General features: G+C 36.6%; 13 protein-coding genes. 5 read left to right on the plus strand and 8 right to left on the minus strand.

Translation table 11 applies throughout. The features are described from left to right. Nucleotides 1-457 precede the first annotated feature (457 nt). The 3 genes from WNY79_RS00005 to WNY79_RS00015 all read right to left on the minus strand — a co-directional run bounded on the left by WNY79_RS00005 (nt 458) and on the right by WNY79_RS00015 (nt 6,227). The gene (locus WNY79_RS00005) at nt 458-3,604 is read right to left on the minus strand and encodes a DEAD/DEAH box helicase (protein WP_342874753.1); all 3,147 of its coding nucleotides are present in this window, start codon (nt 3,602-3,604) and stop codon (nt 458-460) included. Between the two features lie 406 nt (nt 3,605-4,010). Then, nucleotides 4,011-4,973 (minus strand): transcriptional regulator, encoded by a 963-nt coding sequence (locus WNY79_RS00010; protein WP_342874754.1) that lies wholly within the window; start codon nt 4,971-4,973, stop codon nt 4,011-4,013. A gap of 15 nt (nt 4,974-4,988) precedes the next feature. Further along, complete coding sequence (locus WNY79_RS00015) at nt 4,989-6,227, minus strand: AAA family ATPase (RefSeq protein ID WP_024597882.1); 1,239 nt, start codon at nt 6,225-6,227, stop codon at nt 4,989-4,991. Nucleotides 6,228-7,000: 773 nt separating this feature from the next. Between WNY79_RS00015 and WNY79_RS00020 the strand changes: the two genes are divergently transcribed. Beyond that, nucleotides 7,001-8,215, plus strand: a complete 1,215-nt coding sequence (locus tag WNY79_RS00020; protein WP_024591590.1) for a hypothetical protein — start codon at nt 7,001-7,003, stop codon at nt 8,213-8,215. A 69-nt stretch (nt 8,216-8,284) separates the two neighbouring features. On the opposite strand, the gene WNY79_RS00025 is transcribed toward WNY79_RS00020, so the two are convergent. Continuing rightward, nucleotides 8,285-9,160: a DNA replication terminus site-binding protein gene (locus WNY79_RS00025; RefSeq protein WP_342874755.1), complete on the minus strand. Its 876-nt coding sequence runs from the start codon at nt 9,158-9,160 to the stop codon at nt 8,285-8,287. A 762-nt stretch (nt 9,161-9,922) separates the two neighbouring features. On the opposite strand from WNY79_RS00025, the gene WNY79_RS00030 reads away from it, so the two are divergent. Continuing rightward, nucleotides 9,923-11,272 carry a 3-deoxy-7-phosphoheptulonate synthase class II gene (locus tag WNY79_RS00030; protein ID WP_024597884.1) on the plus strand — a complete coding sequence of 450 codons (1,350 nt, stop codon included), beginning with the start codon at nt 9,923-9,925 and terminating at the stop codon, nt 11,270-11,272. Nucleotides 11,273-11,336: 64 nt separating this feature from the next. On the opposite strand, the gene WNY79_RS00035 is transcribed toward WNY79_RS00030, so the two are convergent. After that, entirely contained in the window at nt 11,337-12,146 is an 810-nt protein-coding gene (locus tag WNY79_RS00035; RefSeq protein WP_024597885.1) for a pyruvate, water dikinase regulatory protein, read from the minus strand. A 157-nt stretch (nt 12,147-12,303) separates the two neighbouring features. Between WNY79_RS00035 and ppsA the strand changes: the two genes are divergently transcribed. After that, the gene (ppsA, locus tag WNY79_RS00040; RefSeq protein WP_342874756.1) at nt 12,304-14,679 is read left to right on the plus strand and encodes a phosphoenolpyruvate synthase; all 2,376 of its coding nucleotides are present in this window, start codon (nt 12,304-12,306) and stop codon (nt 14,677-14,679) included. Between the two features lie 70 nt (nt 14,680-14,749). Here the strand turns inward: ppsA and WNY79_RS00045 are convergent, their stop codons facing one another. Further along, entirely contained in the window at nt 14,750-14,959 is a 210-nt protein-coding gene (locus WNY79_RS00045; RefSeq protein WP_342874757.1) for a PGPGW domain-containing protein, read from the minus strand. Nucleotides 14,960-15,104: 145 nt separating this feature from the next. On the opposite strand from WNY79_RS00045, the gene WNY79_RS00050 reads away from it, so the two are divergent. Then, nucleotides 15,105-18,152 carry an FAD-binding and (Fe-S)-binding domain-containing protein gene (locus WNY79_RS00050; protein ID WP_342874758.1) on the plus strand — a complete coding sequence of 1,016 codons (3,048 nt, stop codon included), beginning with the start codon at nt 15,105-15,107 and terminating at the stop codon, nt 18,150-18,152. A gap of 152 nt (nt 18,153-18,304) precedes the next feature. Here WNY79_RS00050 and WNY79_RS00055 read toward each other — a convergent pair whose 3' ends face one another. Together WNY79_RS00055 and WNY79_RS00060 are read right to left on the minus strand one after the other, a co-directional pair. Then, nucleotides 18,305-19,498 (minus strand): cation:proton antiporter, encoded by a 1,194-nt coding sequence (locus WNY79_RS00055; protein WP_342874759.1) that lies wholly within the window; start codon nt 19,496-19,498, stop codon nt 18,305-18,307. Continuing rightward, the gene (locus WNY79_RS00060) at nt 19,498-20,709 is read right to left on the minus strand and encodes a tyrosine-type recombinase/integrase (RefSeq protein WP_170071492.1); all 1,212 of its coding nucleotides are present in this window, start codon (nt 20,707-20,709) and stop codon (nt 19,498-19,500) included. Before WNY79_RS00060 ends, WNY79_RS00055 begins: the two co-directional genes overlap by 1 nt. Nucleotides 20,710-20,857: 148 nt before the next feature. Here WNY79_RS00060 and WNY79_RS00065 point away from each other — a divergent pair, with 148 nt between their 5' ends. Continuing rightward, nucleotides 20,858-21,421, plus strand: a complete 564-nt coding sequence (locus tag WNY79_RS00065; protein WP_024597891.1) for a YSC84-related protein — start codon at nt 20,858-20,860, stop codon at nt 21,419-21,421. Nucleotides 21,422-21,540 lie beyond the last annotated feature (119 nt).

Genomic DNA, 21,540 nt, shown 5'->3' on the forward strand with positions numbered 1-21,540 from the left:
TTAATCAACAAGCATAATAGTAGACGCCACTTTTTGGATTAAGTTCATAAAAAGATCAAAACTTTTTAAATAAGTGCTGCACGCTAAATTTTGGGCATAAAAAAAGCCAACTCAAAATGGGCTGGCTCAATCATTACTAAAATTAGTAACTAAATGGGGGGAATCAACATGAAAACTTGTATTAACTGCAATTAATCAACAAGCATAATAGTAGACGCCACTTTTTGGATTAAGTTCATAAAAAGATCAAAACTTTTTAAATAAGTGCAGCACACTAAATTTTAGGCATAAAAAAAGCCAACTCAAAATGGGCTGGCTCAATCATTACTAAAATTAGTAATTAAATGGGGGGAATCAACATGAAAACTTGTATTAACTGCAATTAATCAACAAGCATAATAGTAGACGCCACTTTTTAAATTAAGTTCATAAAAAGATCAAAACTTTTTAGAGCAATTTAACTTTTAATTAGCGATAACATTTGTTGTTCATCAAATTTAGTAAAGCTCATTGATTTATCAGTAAATAACGCATCTACAAGAGCTTGTTTGTCTTGTTGCATTTTAAATACTTTTTGCTCTATTGAATTATTCATTATGAGCTTATAAACAAATACCGGGTTAGTTTGGCCAATACGGTAAGCTCTATCAGTCGCTTGCTTTTCTACGGCAGGGTTCCACCATGGATCAAAGTGAATAACGGTATCGGCTTGTGTTAGGTTAAGGCCTGTACCGCCGGCTTTTAAGCTAATTAAAAACACAGATGTTTTACCACTGGTAAACTCGTCGATTACTTTATCTCTGTGGCGCGTTTGGCCTGTAAGCATACTAAAGTTAATATTTGTTTCTTCAAGGCGTTGGGCTATTAAATCGAGTGCCGATGTAAACTGACTAAATATAATAATTTTACGACCGAGACTTAACATAAGCGGTAAGTGTGTTGTTAACCATTCAAGCTTAGCAGAACCAGCCTGAGTATCTGGATCTATTAATTTAGGGTGACAGCAAATTTGCCTAAGTTTTAATAACGCCTCTAAAAATGCAAGCTTACTTTTTTGTGCACCTTGCTCAGCAAATAAGTCTATTAGCTTTTCTTCTAAAGAACGTGTAATGCCCTGATACATTTCTTTTTGCTTAGGCTCAAACTCAAATTCTTTAGTTAGCTCTGTTTTTTCGGGAAGCTCTTGCGCTACTTGTGCTTTAGTGCGGCGCATTATAAAGGGCATAATTAACGCTTTTAACTGCTCAGCTCTCTCCATATCAGCTTCACGCTCAATAGGCGTTTGAAAATGCAGCTTAAAGTGAGCTTGAGAACCAAGTAAAGATGGCATAGCAAAATCGAGTAACGATTTAAGCTCAAGTAAGTTATTCTCGATTGGAGTACCACTTAAACAAAGTTTAAAGTCGGCATTTAAACGTTTCACTAATCGCGACACCTGTGCGGTATCGTTTTTAATGTATTGAGCTTCATCGAGAATTATATTTTCAAAATATAATGGCGAGTAATAAGCTATATCACGTTTTAACAATGGGTATGTAGTGAGTATGCATTGGGCTTGTGCTAAGTGTTGTAAAGGTTCGTTACGGTTTGATCCAAATATAGTGGTAACTTTTAAACTTTTAGCAAACTTAGTAATTTCATTTTCCCAATTACTCACCAAGCTAGTTGGACATACAATTAGTGTAGGACCCGCTTGCGGACGATTAAACGTGCTCGCTAAAAACGCAATAACTTGCAGTGTTTTCCCAAGCCCCATGTCATCAGCTAAAATACCACCTAATTTATGACGCTTTAAAAAACTAAGCCAGTCAACACCTTGCTGTTGGTACTCACGAAGCGTTACCGAGTCATTCAAGCCATGTAAAGAAACCTTTGGCATTGCGGTATCGGTATTGTTTAGCTCTTGTAAGTATCGCTCAAGCGAGTCGTCATGCAACTCTACGTTTATGGCTGTGTGCTTTACAAGCTCTGGCAAGTACGAAAGCGGAATATTAAATTCGTCCCGTGTTTTTACAAACTCAAAACGCTCTTTAAATTCATCTAATAAGTTAATTGCAGACTTATTAATAACTCCAAATTCACGACCAAGCGGATAGTAGTAAAATAACTCACTTTGTCGGTTTAACGACTGATATAGCGGATCTGTATTAGTAAATAAAAGAGCTGCTTTTGCATCACATAGCAGTACTTTACAGTGCATTTGATGCCCTGCAGCACGGTGCACATGTAAGCTAACTTCACACTGCGGATTAGGACTCGTTACTTTACTTACACTTACCTGCCAACCACGTTGTTTAAAACCAGGAAATACTTCGTATATAAGCCAATGCAAATGGATAGGAGATTGCTTTGTAAATACAAGTTCACTTTGTAAACCCCCTTTACAAAATTCAAATCCTAGGTTTATTAGCTCATTCGTTACTGTATTTTCAAAAGCACTATTAATAGTACTTGCAGGTGCAGAACCCGCTAAATAATTTTTATTTTTATACTTAAATAATAACGAAAGTGATAAACCTTGATCGCCCATCGTTACTTTTAAAACAGCATTACTAGAGATTTTAGGTAACGTTGGCTGCAAGTTAGTAGGATGAGGTATTACACCTGCGCCAAAATTATCGGCAAGTTGTTTGTAAATTCGATCAAAATTAGCATCGTGCAAAGCAGGCATAGTTTGTAAATGTGCTATTTCGTCTGCACTTAATGGTGTGCGAAGACGACCCGCTTTTAAATGATCCAAATCGAGGTAAGTAGGTGGTGTTGTTTTTAATAAAGCCCAGTTTTGAGTTTGCTCAAGCTTAATAACTAATTGAGAAAGGTCTTTATCTTGCTCCCAACTAAAACTTAATGCTTGGCCCGATTGTGCTTTTATTGGTACTCGAGAGCGCTGAAAAAACAAGCGTTCTGTAGCTATAAGTTGTTGTAAGGCACTAAAGCCCCATTGACCTTTTAGCTCAATACTTCCCACTGCATTTTGTGAGCGTATCCAACTAAATAATCTAAAGTCACTTTCGAGTAAATCACTCGGCGTTACAAAACTATTTAACTGCTGCTCGGTTAAGTTTCGGCCTAATGTATAATTCTTTTTAGTCTCAACATTCGCTATTTTAGGCGTTAAAAATACTTTGTTATTTTCAATATCTAATACAAACAATAACACTTGCGAAGGTATATTTTGCTCACCACTTTTAAGTGCGCTTAATTCGCTAAACCAGTCATTAATAAAGTAATCTTCACCGTACTCGCCAGAATGCTCAATTTTAAGCTTAAATAAAATAGCGGCCAAGTGTCGACATTTGGTTTTTGCATTACATGTACAGTGCGTATCAACAGAATAACCAGTTGGTACTTTACTGATCTCAATACGTTGGTTAAACGATGATCCGTTATCCACTTGAACAGTAGAGTCAACAACAGAAAAATTAGGCGTGTGTTCTAACCAAGTGATCTGGCCTTTTTTATAATATTCTTTTCCTTTATCTAGGACATTTTGACGGAAAAGTTTTTTAATAAAGCGTTCAGACAGAGGAAACTGGGTAGCCTGCTCATTCTTAATTTCTTCAAAAATAGCCATTAAATCATTTTTTGATAAGTTAGCAGACATGTCACTCTAAGCATTAAATTTTAAAAATAATTCTGCCAGTATATGCCTTATGTGCTCTGAGCTAAAGCACTATTAACAAGTTATAAACTGGTTGGAGCTGATAGCTTAGTAAAAAACCGGTTTATAGGTAAAAATTAGTATAAAATTTAGCTAAATGATAGACCCTGCATACAAGTACAAAGAATAATCTAGGTATTACAGATCACGATTTTACTAACCATAATAATAAATCAAGAAAGTGATGCTAAAAAGAGGGGGGCAGTTAGTAAAAAAGTGATCTTGAAGAGATAATATGGTTGTTTGAAGAGGAATTTCGCTAGTAAAGATCAGATTTTTACTAACAAAACAATCTGTCAGATCACTATTTAACTAAGTAAACAAGTCTGACAGATCATTATTTAACTAACTAATTAAAAGCACTTAATAACTTAGTTAATTGCTCTAAGCGTTTGTCTGTCATCACTTTATTGTCAATTTTGATAGACACATCGCCGCTTTTTAAATTGCGTTGTACTGATATAAATTTATTTTCTAGTACAGCTTCACGTTTAACGGCCACTTGTGGCTCAGCTGTTAAGCATTTAGTGATTGCCATTGCACGCTTGTCGTCGCTTGTAATCGCATTTAGCTCTTCATCGCTAGATAGGGCTAAAACTAGTTGCTTAAACGCCTCTTGGTCGCGCTCCTTTGCGCTCACAAGCTTTTTAGCTACTTCACGACCTACATGATTTGCAGTAGGGTAAAGCGCAATAACATCGGCAGGTATTTGCTCATACGCCTTGATGGCATCTGCAATTGCAGTGTGCGATACACCTTCAATGGCGGCTATTTCTCTGTAAGAGCCTTTTTTACCTTGTTCAATTAACTCATTTTTTGTTTGTTGGTAAGCTTGTCCTAGCTCCCATAAGCTCGGGGCAATGTACTGATCTGAAGATACGGCTAAAATTTTAGCATCTTGATCAGTAAAATCGCTTGAACTAAGTACCAAATAATCTGCGTTACCTAAAATACACGCCATACGACGGCGAGAGCCCGCTAAAACTAAGCTTGTTTCACCTTGATCCCAAAGTAGAGCAGGATGCTGATTACGGCCATCATCACGAATCGCAGGAAGAATATCTGATACTGACTTTTCGTTTAGCAGTGACTGTACACGGCGGTTTTTACCATATACACCTGTAGTAGATTCAATATCAGCGTGTGAGATCACTTTACAAACAAGCGTTATCTGGCGCCCAGGATCGCTCGGTGCCGGCATTCTAATTACATCGCCAGCATTGGCCTGTTCTAATAATGCGTCAAGGCTACTGCTACCTACAGCGGTTGCAAAAGGATCTAAGCGGGTGTCATTTTTACGTTTTTTAGCCATTTTTATTTAACATCCTTACTTAGGGGAATTGAGTGTTGACTGAGTTGACTGCCAATTTGAACGAATAAGCATCTCTAGTTCATCGACCACATCTTTAATATTTTCTTGGGCGCGCATTAATGATTCACGACTTGCTAAGCTGTCTGACGCTTTTTGATCAAAAATAGTATTAAAAGATGATGAACTTGCTGTAATTGCCGAGCTGTGATTAATTGGGTAGCTCATAACTTGGCGACCAAATGCACTACGGACATCTTTAACAATATCGCGCTGTGAGTGATTACCCTTTACATAGTTAGTAACTAAAAACTGCATAAAGTCCCAACCTTCGTGGCCTAGTGCCGCTACGGTATGGTAAATCTCACCTAATCGTTTTAAATATTTATTGTTAGCGTCGAAATCTACAGCTTCTGGGTGAACAGGGATCAACATTGCTGTAGATGCCATTAATGCATTATAAAACATAAAGTTAAGGGTAGGTGCTGTATCGATTAAGATAATATCAAATTCATCTTTAACAGGGTCAATAACTTTTTCTAGTAACTTATGGTAGTGACGAGTTTGCTCATAATTTGAGGTATCTTTGAGCAATGTTGCCGTTTCGTGCTCAAAGTAAAAATCATCCATACCTGAAGGCAAAACACGAATATTTGGGATATGTGTTGGTAAAAATGAATTAGATACAAATTCAGGCCATGTTTCGCCCTCATCTAAATCTATACAATCTCGCATTAAATCACCAACAGTAATAGGGTCATGCTCACTTGAAGGAAAAAAGCTTGAAGAAGAGCCTTGAGGGTCTAAATCTATTATACCAATGCGATAGCGCTTAATATTAGTCGTCGCAAGTGCTGCTGCGATATTAACCATACTAGTTGTTTTACCACAGCCGCCTTTGAGGGAGTTAATAACAATAACTTGAAGTTTGTCATCACCAGTACGATGATCTGGTTTAATATCCATAATATCGGCCATGGCAAAAATGTTTACTAACGTGTAAGCATAATGTCCATTAGCACCGCGTTTAATGTTTAAATCATCAAAGTCGCCATTGTCATGACGCCTTTTTAAAGTACGATTATTACAACCTAATAAATCTGCAGCTGCTTTTTGCGTATAGGTTCTTAATTCTTTTTCTTCTGATTTAAGATGCGCACGATAGTGCTGAATACGACCTTCTAATGATTTTTCAGCTACTTCGGCAGTTGCTTTTAAAAGCCGGTAGGTACTTAACGCGTTATTATTGATAGACATACTTTCTTCCTCAAAGTTAGGGAGTTAGTATAATGTCCATTCAATTTGCTGTAAACAACTATTTAAGACGACATGCATTTTAAAAACAAGACATTTAAAAATACTTTTACACCATTAATATTGCTTAGTATAAATAAAGAAGTTTAAAGGTGGTTAAATATATAAGGTAATAAAGGTTAAGGGCTTTAAATTGACACATAACATAATGATTTATATAAACAATGTCTAAAAAATCAGATCAGCTTTATACTTGGTTAAGATCAGATCTTTATCTACCTGCAGATCAGCTTTTTACTAAGGCCTATTTTTAAAATAGAGTTATGCACAGGTTGCGCATAAAGTTATGAACAAAAAGAGCTTCGTAGATCAGCTTTTTACTAAGTAAATTATAAAGTTATGCACTTGTGCCACCATCAAAATGTACGTTTAATTAGTATAGATCTGATCTGTACTTGGTACAGATCAGATCTATGCTAACTCGATAAGGCTTTATCCACAGGGGTATTTATTTTTACATGAATTTGTCGTGCTAAATTTTAAAATAAAGCGATTGTAATGGACAAAATAACAGCTGAGTTAGTAAAAAAGAGATTTGTAATAGCTCAGTTAGTATAAATATGATCTGAAATAAGAAGTTATGGACTCCACTTAGTAAAATAGTGATCTAAGCCTTTTATTTAAAGTCAGATCACTTTTATACTAACTTAAACATTTAACTTTTGCTGCTTAATGTGTTGTTATGAGCTGTCGCAATAAAAATGGAAATAAGAACAATGAGCCGAAAGGTCAACATCTCGGTAGATAACTTGCCCGATACACTTAGGGGCCAAATCCACGGGGTGGAAAGTGCAATAGATAACGAAAGTTTAGCACTATTTACAGATAACAAAGACGTGCGAATTTCTATTGAAAATGCAGCTCATGGATTACGTGCATATTCAAACACGTTTAATCATTATGATTTGTGGGGACGTTTTGTACGTTCTGGCTATAAAAAATTACCACTTGAAGAAGCACCTAAAAAAACAATTATCACGCGTAAAATATCTGAAAAAGTAGATGGTATTTTATACGATGGCGAAATAAAAATAACTCCCGCTGTTGTAAGTACGCGCAAAGATGGCGAAGACGTAGAATACCTTGTCTGGCCATCAGATAGAGAAGAAAAAGTTGAACGCGCACTTATTCGTTTGGCCTCTAAAGGCAAAATAGTTAAAATTAATTTTAAGTCCGGTATTCAATACGCGGTTGTTTTTTCTATGAACGAATTAGCCCAAGAGCTTAAAGCGGTAGGGCAGTCTATGCCATATCCTGCAATTAAAGAATCTCTTGAAGCATTGCAAGGTTCTAAACTTTCGTTTAAATATTCTGCAACAGATACTAAAAATTCTGATATAGATGATTCGTTTTACGAGTCAAATATGAACTTTTTATCGTCACTTCATTTTAGCGGCAAGAAGGGTCAGGGTGGCAATGTAAAATGTGTCGCCTGTTTAAATGCATTTGTTCATAACATGATTGATAACCTTGAATACAAAGGTTATTACTTTAATAGTGCACAAGAATTAAAACGTGGATTATCGCGTTGGATGATGCTGCGTTTGTACCATCTTTGGCGTTATGCTGCGCCAGGTAAAACTTATCATTTTAGATTGCTGTCTATCATGGAAAAATATGGCTCTATTTATTCAACGGATGATATTACCGAAAATAAATTAAAAGCGCTGCGTCGTGATATGACCACTACTATGAAAGACTTAATTGAAAAAGGCGCAATATCAGAATACAGCATTACTAATGTAAAAGATGATAAAACAGGCAATATTATTGATTACACCTACGAAATGCATCCATCTGATCAGTTTTGTGATGAAATACTTACACTGAATAAACACAACAAACGCATTGAAATTCAAGGTGGTAAACGAATTGTAGAAAATGCAGTGCTGATTGATGAAGATAAAATCGAAGAGATAGTAGAAAAGTAATAAACACTATTTAAATACTTAAACACATTACCAAAAAGGCCACATATTGTGGCCTTTTTAACATAATCACTACCGGTCTACCTGCTCTAAATATAGCCTATCGACTAAAAAATCGTACTCGCGTTTACGCGGGTGAGCTTCTGGTTTTTGATAGTCAGGTAATATACCTAATTTTACGTCTGGCTCTGGATTAATCAAAATAAAGGGCAATGCGGCACTAACATGATAGCGGTTTTGTGCAGTATATCTCACATTAACTTGTGGGCTTACACGAGTGGGGCGACGAATCCTTAGTTTTTCTTTTTCACCTAAGCTGGCAACTCGTAACTGTTCTTGAGCTACAAGTGATTGCCATTTTTGTTGATCAATCATTCTTGGATTTTTATAACCGGCCGATTTATCGAGCATCTCGAGAGCCATTTTTTTTGTTAGCGTTTTTGTTGCGTGTTTGTGCATCCAAGTAAATCTAACTGAAAATGGAGAGTCACTTTCACAATGAATTTTGCGATATGCAGCAAGTGTAATTAAATTCGGCATTGCATTATGAACAGCTTCAAAACGAGCATCGTTATTATCTATTGCAACTATGCATGCTTTAAAGTCTGCTTTAGCTTTATTTACTTGAGCAATTCGGTTATTTAATGCTTCTTTATTAGCATTTTTTATAACTAACAAACCGGGATGGCGCTTTAATACACGACTACTTAAGCCTTCTTTTTTATAAATATCGGTAAACGAATTGAGAATAGCCCTATGAGCTATGTCACCAGATATTTTTTCGGTGATAATTGACTCTGGAACAATATTCTCATCAAGACTACTAATATCTGGAAGTCGATAATATTCAGCTTTCGAATAGTCACATTCTTTAAGCTCTTCAACTAACCTTACCGTCAGTTCATTCATTAAATCGAACTGACTTCTAATTTGAACCTTACTTACCATAACCCACCAAGAACACATCTTACTTAAAAGGATTATCGCATATTTCTTAGCTATTTGATTATTTAATTACTGAGTACTACTCAGTGCTAAGATTTAAATCTTAGCATCAATAAGTATGATGTGTTCTTTTAGCTATGTTTTTAATATAGTTAAGCAGCGCGTATTCGATGGCATCCAGTCAGGAGCATACCTAAAACATAGTAGGGGAATGCAAGAGGCGGCAAACCAACAAAACATGTACAACATCTTAATTAAACTATTACTTAAAAGGTGAAACACTCTGCTGATATATTATTTAAATAGTGGAACAGTATTGAAAACGCCATACGCATAAGCAATCGCATACCTTGAAAATACTCATCTCTTATTATATGTAGCTATGTAACGCCTTATCACACAATTTAACAAGATCCTACTTGATAGATATAATGTTTTATTTAACCTGTAAAGTTAAGATTACAATAGATTGAATTTAAGTATGATGTGTTCTCAATCAAACTGTTCACTAATGTTACTTTGCTACATTCTATCTCCAAGTAGCTAAAATATAACCAATTGTATTTTATCTCATTGTTTTATAATGTTTTAAATTAAATTAAAAACAAACTTATCAAGTGGCAATAATTCAATTTTTGGCTATAAACCTCATAAATACTTACCTCATAACTAAATAATTAGTAAATAGTGAATTTAGTCCTTGAACTTAGGTGCCTGCATACGTTAATTTCTTCTTATCAGGTAATGTAGGAATGAGGAAAGAACATGCAATCGTGGAACCCAAATAGCTGGAGAGAGCTGCCAATACTGCAGCAACCACAGTACCCAGATCAAGAAATACTAAAATCAGTTGAAGGCCAATTAAAGACGGCTCCACCTTTAGTTTTTGCTGAAGAAACTAGAAGTTTATTTAAACAACTTGAAGACGTGTGCGAAGGTCGTGCATTTTTACTTCAAGGCGGTGACTGTGCAGAATCATTTAGTGACTTTAATGCCGCTAATATTCGCGATACGTTCAAAACAATCTTACAAATGGCTGTTGTACTAACTTACGGCGGTAAATGCCCTGTAGTTAAAATTGCGCGTATGGCGGGTCAATATGCTAAACCACGTTCAGCAGACTTAGAAACAATTAATGGTGTGTCTTTACCATCTTATCGTGGCGACATCATTAATAATATTGAGTTTACGGAAGAAGCGCGTATCCCAGATCCACAACGTTTAATGACTGCATATCACCATAGCGCGGCAACATTAAACTTATTACGTGCATTTGCACAAGGTGGCCTTGCCGATCTTCACCAGGTTAACCGTTGGAACATGGGATTTGTAGCTGCAAACCCACTTAAAGAAAAATACCAACAACTTGCAGACAAAATTCAAGACGCACTCGAATTTATGGAAGTGTGCGGAATTAACTCTACAATTGCGCCAAGCTTAAAAGAAACTGATTTATATACCTCTCACGAAGCATTACTACTTGGCTACGAAGAAGCCCTTACTCGTCGCGACCACTTATCAGGTGACTGGTACGATTGTTCTGCTCATTTTGTATGGATTGGTGAGCGTACACGTCAACTTGACCATGCACATATTGAGTTTTTCAAAGGTATTAAAAATCCAATCGGTGTTAAAGTTGGCCCAGGTATGGAACCTGATGACCTAATTCGTTTAATTGATGCATTAAACCCAGATAACATTCCTGGTCGCTTAACGCTAATTACACGCATGGGTGCAGACGTACTACCAGAAAAACTTCCAGCCCTCGTAAGGAAAGTTCAGCAAGAAGGTCGTAAAGTAATTTGGAGCTCTGATCCAATGCACGGCAATACTGAAAAAGCGACGTCAGGATACAAAACGCGTAACTTCGACAATATCATGCGCGAAATCAGCCAATTCTTCGCTGTTCATAAAGCTGAAGGTTCATACGCAGGTGGTGTTCATCTAGAAATGACAGGCCAGCACGTAACAGAGTGTACTGGTGGTGCTTACGGTTTATCAGACGATGACTTAGCACAGCGTTATAAAACGCAGTGTGACCCACGTCTTAATGCCGACCAAGTATTAGAGTTAGGCTTTTTAGTAGCTGACTTACTAAAAGACGCACGTAAATAATATTTGTTAATATTAAAAAAACCGCTTAAATGCGGTTTTTTTTGTTTTTAGTCTCATCAATTAGTTAGTACTTACGTCGCTCTAGGTCTGTCTCTGTCAGTATCTTTGCAGATATCTCTTCTACCGAATGATGCGTAGAATTAAAGTAAGCAATTTTATGGCGCTTATAAAGCATTTCTACTTCACGCACCTCAATACGACACTGTTTAATAGATGCATACTTAGAATTAGCCATACGTCTATGCCTTATAGCCGCAAGTCTTTCAGGGTCAATCGTAAGCCCAAATAACTTATGTTTATAAGGTATTAAGCACTTAGGTAAACCCTCATTATCTAAGTCTTCTTCTGTAATAGGATAGTTAGCCGCTTTAATGCCATATTGTAGCGCTAAGTATAAGCTGGTTGGTGTTTTACCACTTCGGCTAACACCAATTAAAATAATGTCAGCTTCAGAAAAGTTTTTAATATTGCCGCCATCATCATTCATAAGTGCATAGTTAACTGCATCAATTCTAAAATCATAACTTTTTTCATGAATAGAATGCGTGCGGTGCATTTTTGGAACAGGGGCTACATCTAGTTCTTTTTCTATTTTTTCGCTGTATGTAGTTAAAAAGTCATAGGTCACTGCATCAGCCGATTTTATAATTTCACTCAAACTATGATTTACAAAAGTAAAAAACACGAAAGGCTTTTCGCCGGTTTTTGCAGCTGTCGCATTAATTAATGCTTTAATTTCGCGGGCTTTTTCTTCAGTTTCTACAAATGGAATTGTTTTATGATTAAAATCGATAGGGAACAACGACAAAGTAGCATGCCCAAACACTTCTGAAGTAATAGCTGTTCCATCTGATATATAAAAAGCAGTTCTCATAATTAACCTTTTTATTGCGTTTAAATCCCTAAAATGGGTTTCTCACGGTTTACGTGAGGACTATTGCCAGTGTAGAATGATGGTGACCTTTATAAAAGGTTTTCTTTCTTAACTCTCACAGTTAGACCTACAATTAGTTTTTTTTGGAGAAAGATCCGTGCAAGAATACGTTCTCTGGTATCAAGAGCTTGGTATGCAAGATGTTCCTCGAGTTGGCGGTAAAAACGCATCACTTGGCGAAATGATTTCAAACCTAGCAAACGCTGGTGTACAAGTACCGGGTGGTTTCGCAACTACCGCAGATGCTTTTAATGAGTTTTTAGATCAATCAGGACTCACAGCAAAAATTCACGACATTCTAGATACACTTGATGTTGATGATGTAAATACACTCGCTAAAGTCGGTGCAGACATCCGCCAATGGATAATCGACACACCATTCCAACCAAACCTAGATCAAGCCATTCGCGACGCATATAGCCAACTCCACGGCGACACTACAGCAGATGTTTCATTTGCAGTGCGTTCATCAGCTACCGCTGAAGATATGCCAGATGCATCATTCGCAGGCCAGCAAGAAACTTTCCTAAACGTAGTTGGTATCGATTCAGTAATGGTCGCTATTAAACACGTATTTGCTTCATTATTTAACGACCGTGCAATCTCGTATCGTGTTCACCAAGGTTACGATCACCGTGGTGTAGCATTATCAGCGGGTATTCAACGTATGGTACGTTCAGATAAATCAGCATCTGGCGTAATGTTTAGTATTGATACAGAGTCTGGTTTTGAAGACGTTGTATTTATTACATCAAGCTACGGCTTAGGTGAAATGGTTGTACAGGGCGCAGTTAACCCTGATGAGTTTTATGTTCATAAACCAACACTCCTAAAAAACAAACCTTCAGTAGTACGTCGTAACATTGGCTCTAAAGCCATTCAAATGATTTACTCAGAAGACAAAGCACATGGTAAGCAAGTAGACATCGTTGATGTTGCCCCTGAGCTTTCAAATAAATTTTCGATTACAGATGAAGAAGTGCAAGACCTTGCCAAGCAAGCTGTAATCATTGAAAAACATTACGGTCGTCCAATGGACATCGAATGGGCAAAAGACGGTAACGACGGCAAACTATATATAGTTCAAGCTCGTCCAGAAACTGTTCGCTCAAACGAAGACGCTAACGTTATGGAACGTTTTCAATTAAACGGTACTAGCAACGTTGTTGTTGAAGGCCGTGCAATTGGTCATAAAATTGGTAGCGGTGTTGTTCGTGTTCTTGATTCAATCAAAGAAATGGATCAGGTACAAGTAGGCGACATTTTAGTAACCGATATGACCGACCCAGATTGGGAACCAATAATGAAACGTGCAGCAGCGATTGTTACAAATCGTGGTGGACGTACGTGTCATGCGGCAATCATTGCACGCGAACTTGGTATTCCAGCAGTTGTTGGTTGTGGTAACGCAACTGATTTAATTAAAGCGGGTCAAGAAGTAACCGTATCGTGCGCTGAAGGCGATACCGGCTTTATTTACGAAGGTATTTTAGATTTTGAAATACTAACGTCACGCGTTGATAAAATGCCAGAACTACCAATGAAAGTTATGATGAACGTGGGTAACCCCGATCGTGCATTTGACTTTGCACGCTTACCGCATGCAGGTGTTGGCCTTGCGCGAGTTGAATTTATTATCAACCGTATGATTGGCGTTCATCCAAAAGCATTATTAAATTTTGATGCTCAAACAGATGCATTAAAAGCAGAAATCACAGACATGATTGCCGGTTACGAATCACCAGTAGAGTTTTATATAACAAAACTGGTTGAAGGTATTTCTACTCTAGGTTGTGCATTTGCACCAGAGCGTGTAATTGTTCGTATGTCTGATTTTAAATCAAACGAATACGCAAACCTAGTTGGCGGCCAGCAATACGAGCCGGAAGAAGAAAACCCAATGATTGGTTTTCGTGGTGCCGCACGTTATATCTCAGAAGATTTCCGCGATTGTTTTGCACTAGAGTGTGAAGCTATTAAACGCGTTAGAAATACAATGGATATGCAAAACATAGAAATTATGATCCCATTCGTACGTACCCTTGAAGAAGGCAAACGCGTAATTGAACTACTAGAAGAGCATGGCCTTAAACGTGGCGAAAATGGTCTTAAAGTAATCATGATGTGTGAACTTCCTTCAAATGCATTACTTGCTGATGAATTTTTAGAAATGTTTGATGGTTTTTCTATCGGCTCTAACGATTTAACACAGCTAACGCTTGGTCTTGATCGCGACTCTGGTTTAATTGCACATTTATTTGATGAACGTAATCCAGCAATTAAAAAGCTACTTTCTATGGCTATTAAAACAGCTAAAGAAAAAGGAAAGTACGTTGGTATTTGTGGACAAGGTCCTTCAGATCACGAAGACTTTGCAGCATGGTTAGTAGAGCAGGGCATTGACTCTGTTTCATTAAACCCAGATACAGTAATAGAAACATGGTTGTACCTAGCTAAAAAATTAGTAAAGTAACAAGTATGTAAGCTATAAAAAATGCCAGCAATTTATTGCTGGCATTTTTATTTATTCATTTAAAAGTAAATTAGCGGGCTAATTTTTTATCCAAATAGGCACACGACTTAGTTAATGTCTTTTGGCACAGTGATAAGTAATGTCGTGCTTTAGGATAGTAATGCGAAAAACATAATAAACCCGCCATAAAAAATATGAGTGATGGACCAGGTACAATCGCAAAAAATAATCCTAGCAAAATAAATAACACACCAATGATCTGTAATAGTAATTTTTTCATATAACACGCCTCGCTAATGGTTAACTTGAGTATAATTTAAGCTGGATTAAAATCGACTAAAAGAGTGTTACAAACTGTAAAATCTTCAATTTCTATTCGCCATCACCATGATATAATTAGGCAAATGCCCTAAAATATCGCCGTCATGATAGCAACAATTACACAGCAAGATGCCGCGACAGAACTTGTCGCTAATTACCTAAGTACCATTAAAAATAAAGGTTTTACCGGAGATACCGATGCAAGTTATGCAACGCGTATTACTGCTTCAACCGATAACAGTGTGTATCAGCAAATACCGCAAGGTGTTATTTTTCCAAAAAACGAAAAAGATATTCAGCTCGCATTGCAAACAGCATCTCGTGACCCGTATTTATCACTAACGTTTGGCCCTCGTGGCGGTGGAACAGGTACTAACGGTCAATCGCTAACACCTGGTATTGTTGTAGATTTGTCACGCTATATGCGCGAAATTCTTGAAATTAATGTAGAAGAAGGCTGGGTACGGGTTCAAACAGGCGTCATAAAAGATCAGCTTAATGATTTTTTGAAACCTTATGGCTTTTTCTTCTCACCCGATTTATCTACCAGTAACAGGGCAACTATTGGTGGCATGATAAGTACTGACGCATCGGGGCAAGGTTCGTTAGTTTACGGCAAAACAAGCGACCATGTTTTAGGGTTGACAACTTATTTAGTTGACGGCACACCTATGTGCACTTCACCAATCGACATCGATAAAGCAAAAATTATAGCCGACCAAGACTCACTTATTGGCAATTTATATAAAACAGTTTTAGATATTTCGATTAATGAACGCGCTGCTATTTTAGCTAAGTTTCCTCGGTTAAATCGTTTTTTAACCGGGTACGACCTAGAGCATGTACTAAGTGATGACTTACTTACTTTTGACATGAGCCGACTAATCACCGGGTCAGAAGGGTCATTAGGTATAGTAACTGAAGCTAAATTAAACCTGACGCCTATTGCCGAGTTTAAAACGCTTATTAATATTAAGTACGATAGTTTTGACTCAGCGCTGCGCCATTCTCCATTTTTAGTCGATGCACGCGCAACATCTGTAGAAACAGTTGATAGCAAAGTTTTAAACTTAGCGCGCGAAGATATCATTTGGAATTTAGTATCGGACTTAATAACCGACGTACCAAATAAAGATATGCAAGGCCTTAACATGGTCGAGTTTAATGCAGTATCGAACGATGATATAAAAGACAAAGTAGACACGCTTTGTAAGCTTCTAGATGAATGCGTAAAAAATCAAACTAATGGCGTTATTGGTTATCAGTTAACCAGTGACAAAAGCGACATACTAAAAATTTACGCAATGCGTAAAAAGTCAGTGGGTTTATTAGGTAATGTTAAAGGCAGTCAAAAACCGCTCGCTTTTGCAGAAGATACCGCCGTACCACCAGAAAACTTAGCAGATTATATTGTCGAATTTAGAGCACTGCTCGACAGCCACAATTTACAATATGGTATGTTTGGTCATGTTGATGCAGGGGTTTTACACGTACGCCCGGCACTTGATATGTGCGACCCAGAACAAGAAAAACTACTTAGAACTATTTCAGATCAAGTAGTAAAACTCACCGCTAAATACGGCGGTTTAATGTGGGGCGAACACGGTAAAGGTTATCGTAGTGAATATAGTCCTGAATTTTTTGGCGAGCATTTATATACTCAACTTCGTAAAATAAAAACAGCATTCGATCCTGACAACCGAATTAACCCCGGTAAAATATGCACTCCTATTGATAGTGAAGACTCACTAGTCAGTGTGGATGGGCAAAAGAGATCGCACTTCGATAAGCAAATATCAATAGAAGTTAAAACTAGTTTTAACAATGCAATGACCTGTAATGGTAATGGCATATGCTTTAATTACGATGAAAACTCACCTATGTGCCCATCGTATAAAGTGACTGGTGATCGTCGTAATTCACCAAAAGGACGTGCTAGTTTAATGCGCGAATGGCTTCGTCTGCAAGAGTCAAAAAATGTAGATTTGCTCGAAGTAGAAAAACAGCTTAATAAAGGTGAAGTGATTACCTGGTGGGAACGTTTTGTTCATAGCCGAGAAAAACGAAAAGGTATTTACGACTTTTCACACGAAGTAAAAGCGTCAATGGATGAGTGTTTAGCATGTAAAGCATGTACAACTGCCTGCCCAATAAAAGTAGATGTTCCTACTTTTCGTTCACGCTTTTTAAATTATTATCATAGTTATTATGCGCGCCCGTTAAAAGATTACCTTGTTGGCAATATAGAAAATAGCGCGCCATTAATGGCAAAATTTGCAAAAGTTATAAACCCAATTGTTAAAACATCATTAGTTAGTAATGTTATTAAAAAAACCGTTGGTTATGTTGATACACCACAGTTAAGTATTCCAGCACTTTCAAAGCGTGTTACTAAAGTACAACAATTTGATTTTGATTTATTAAATAAATTAAATGCAGAACAACAAAGCGAATACGTATTAATAGTACAAGACCCATTTACGAGTTTTTACGAAGCAGAACTAGTGGAAAGCTTTATTACTTTAATAACCCAGCTTGGTAAAAAACCAATGCTATTACCATTTAAACCAAATGGTAAGCCTCAACACGTAAAAGGTTTTTTGCATGAGTTTAAAGTAACTGCAAAAAATGCCGCCGAGTTTTTAAATAAACTAAATGACATTAATGCACCGTTAGTCGGTTTAGATGCGTCACTTGTTATGTGTTATCGCGATGAATATAATACAATTTTAGAAAATAACCGTGGCGAATTTAACGTGCAGCTTGCACATGAATGGTTAGAGTCGCAATCATTCAAAGGGTTAACTGCCAAACAAAATACAGATACCGAATTTACATTATTAAGTCACTGTACTGAAACAACCGCATTGCCAAAAGCCGCAATTGTATGGCAAACAATTTTTAATGATATTGGTTTAACATTAAAAACAACAAATACGGGTTGTTGTGGAATGGCGGGAACTTATGGCCACGAAGATCAAAATCAAGATAACTCACGTGCACTTTACGAAATGAGCTGGAAACCAATTGTAGATAAAAATAAAGCAGAGCAACTTTTATCTACCGGCTTTTCGTGTCGTAGCCAAGTTAAACGTTTTGAAAAGTTTAAACCAAAACACCCAATTGAATTACTAGCTCAAGCTCTAAAATAACTTTATAAAATAAGAGTACTTAAATAGATTTATTAAATTAGTTCTTAAGTAAAAAAGGCATAACGATTACTTTCATTATTGATGAAGTTAATTGTTACGCCTTTTTTAAATCTATTATTTTAATTATCTAATTTAAATAACTGTTTTAAAAACTACTTTTTAGCAAAGCTATCTGCAATAGGTTTAGTGCTAATGCCGTGTATAAATACACTAAATAAAATAGTCGTCATTGCTATAGTCGCAATTTGATATTTGTTTTCTATTTGCGTATCTATAACCATCAATGTAAAAACAATTGATGCTAAACCTCTTGGTCCAAACCACGCAAATGTAAAACGCTCTTTAATATTCAATGCCGTAAACTGTAGTGACAACATAACTGGAATTATTCTAATTAATGTTGTACTTAACAAAGCGTAAATTATAATTTCAGCATTTAATTTAGGAATGACTAAGTAAGCGCAAACAAACCCGAACAAGCACCAAATCATTAGCGATGTAAAATCTGCTATGTGTTCTGAGTCTTCAATTAATTCTGTTCTTACTTCATCTGTTGAGAATTTATCAAACAATAAGCCTGCAATAAATACCGCAATAAACCCACTGCTGTGAAAATACTGAGTGACAGAAAACACAGCCATAGCAAAACCGAGTAATAAAAACGGACTCGTATTTTGTGCAAAGTAATGGCGCTTCATTGCAAAATTTAAACATGGTATAAAAATAGCGATACTCGTAATTGCTATTAATAAAGCCAAACCAAGCTCTCGGCTAAATACGCTTAGTGTTTGCGTCGCAGTAATAGCTGAATCAGGATTTTTAGCGAGTAATATAAATATTAAAAATACAGGTACACACAAACCATCGTTCAAACCACTTTCTGTATTTATCCCTTCACGAATTTTTTCGGGCACTTGTGTACTTGCTAATAGCCCTTTGCTTAATGCGGCATCGGTAGGTGTTAAAATAATAGCGAGCAATGCTGCTTGAATAAGTGAAAGCTCAGCAAATAAAAATAAAGCAACGGCAATGCCTAGCAATAAAGTTAAGGGCAGGGCAATAAACAATAATAAACTAGGATACTGAAAACTATGCCTTAAAACACTTAACTTTGACTTAGCTGCATCTGAAAATAAAAATATACTCAGCGTGAGTTCTATAAAAGGTAGTAAGAGATCGACACCTTCTTTTATTTTATGCCCTTCATTGGGTAGTAACATAGCTAAACATATTCCGCCGACAACAAAAAACATTGGACCTGTTACTTCTGTTTTTTCTAACTGGCGAAGTGTTAAAGAATAAATTAAAAATAGTCCGCCTATAAATGCTATTACTAAGTACTCCATTAAATTTTCCTTTTAAGTCCTGATTTTGCTCGCTCTTTAATATTTGTTTGAATATAAATTTGATCGGTAGTAGCAATTTTAGAATGGCCTAAATCTTCTGATAAATGTTTAAGCGGTCTAGTTTGCGCATCATGTGTGGCACCAGTATGACGAAGCCAATGTGCAGTTGCAGCACCGAGTTGTTCAGCATCATCTTTAAAACCATCATCAAGTAATGACTGCTGCGCATAATCAAAACTTTGTTGAACTAAACGCCTGATTTGCCTTACGGTCATTCCACCCTGGCCACGAATTTTATGCACCAGTGGATCTGACTCATCAACACGGGGAAGGGCAGACAAACCTCTATATAATCTATAGCGTTTTAAATATTCAACAAAATCATCACTTAAGGTTACATCTCGTAATTTATTACCTTTGCCCATAATGCGTAAAAACCAAAATCCATCATTATCTTGCCAAAAATGAGACATTACCGGCGACCACTGCGGGCGCTCAGATAATTCTGAAATTCGTAAATAAAGACCTTTTAAGCAGGCAAGCGTAAATAAGTTTCGCTCTAAATCAGGGTTATGTTCGCATAAATCACGTGTTACACCAAAAACGTATTCCCATTGTATATCGCTTAATGTGTCTGGAATTTGAATTTGAGATTGAACAACTAAATAAGGACTATTTTTTTTAACAACAGGGACAAAGTTCGCGAATGTTTTTTCTTCTAGTAAAGCAAACTTATAAAATACATTTAAAGCAGTAAACATAGACGATAGAGTTTGTTGGCTAGCAATAGATTCTTTAAGCATAAAAGGGCGCCAATTTTGGTTTAATCGACGAATTCCTTGCTCATCTTTATAACGCCATTGCACTGAAGTGGCAGCCCAGGCTTTGTCGGGTTCGACCATAAAATCAACGTAGGCTTCAATGTCTTCACGCTTTAAATCGAATACTGATTTTTTTGCTATTAACCACGACCATAAATAAAAGCGTTCGAGTTCATTTCGAAAACGACTATAAGTGGCTTCTGATTTTCGGCCATAAACATACAAAAACTGATATAAGAATATCAGATCGGCCTTTGATTCAGTTACAGTCAAGCCAACTTCCTGTATAAAGGATGCAAGTTCTGGGTACTCTGAATTTAGAGTACCGTCATCTAGATGGGCAATTTGATATCTTAATTGTTTTAATGTATCAACCAAAGCAACAAGCATAATGTATAAATATTCAATTAAATAATAGACTTACAGAATAACGTTAAAGTCCGATACTGTCTAGTATTGGACATAGTAAAGCTCTAATTATTTTAATACTGTAATTATTCTATGGTTGTTGGTTGCTATATCTTATTAAGGAAAAGTTATGAAAAAACTAATTATACTAAGCGTACTTGCTTTAACTGTTGCGTTAACTGGTTGTGCGACTACGGGTAGTGCATCACCAAGTGAAAAACGTTCACTTGTACAAAGTATGAAAGCAAACACGTTAGATAAATTATACGCTGAAAAACCTGATGTTAAAAAACAAATTGCTAATTCTGCTGGTTTCGCCGTTTTTGATAACGCTAACGTAAATGTTGTTTTAGCTAGTTTTGGTGGCGGTTACGGCGTAGTTAAAAATAACCTTACGGGTAAATCGACTTACATGAATATGGGCGAAGCCGGTTTAGGGCTTGGCTTAGGTGTAAAAGATTTTAACGTTGTAATGGTTTTTCATAACCAAGCTGCATTAAACAGATTTATTGAACATGGTTGGGCATTTGGCGGAAACGCTGATGCAGCAGCAAAATATGAAGATAAAGGCGGTGCACTGGTTGCTGAAGCAATTGCAGATCAAGTTACTGTATATTCTGTAACCGAAAATGGCCTTGCATTACAAGCCGTATTAAAAGGAACTAAGTTTTGGGTAGATTCAGAGCTTAATTAACCACCAAGTTACTCTCCTAAAAGCGAGCTGGTTTGTATAATCACGCTCGCTTTATTAAAACCCATGCAATTTAACATAACGTAATTTATGGGTTGTGTTCTATATTTCTATGCTGAAGT

It is taken from the genome of Pseudoalteromonas sp. AS84 (assembly GCF_038900255.1).
GTDB lineage: Bacteria > Pseudomonadota > Gammaproteobacteria > Enterobacterales > Alteromonadaceae > Pseudoalteromonas.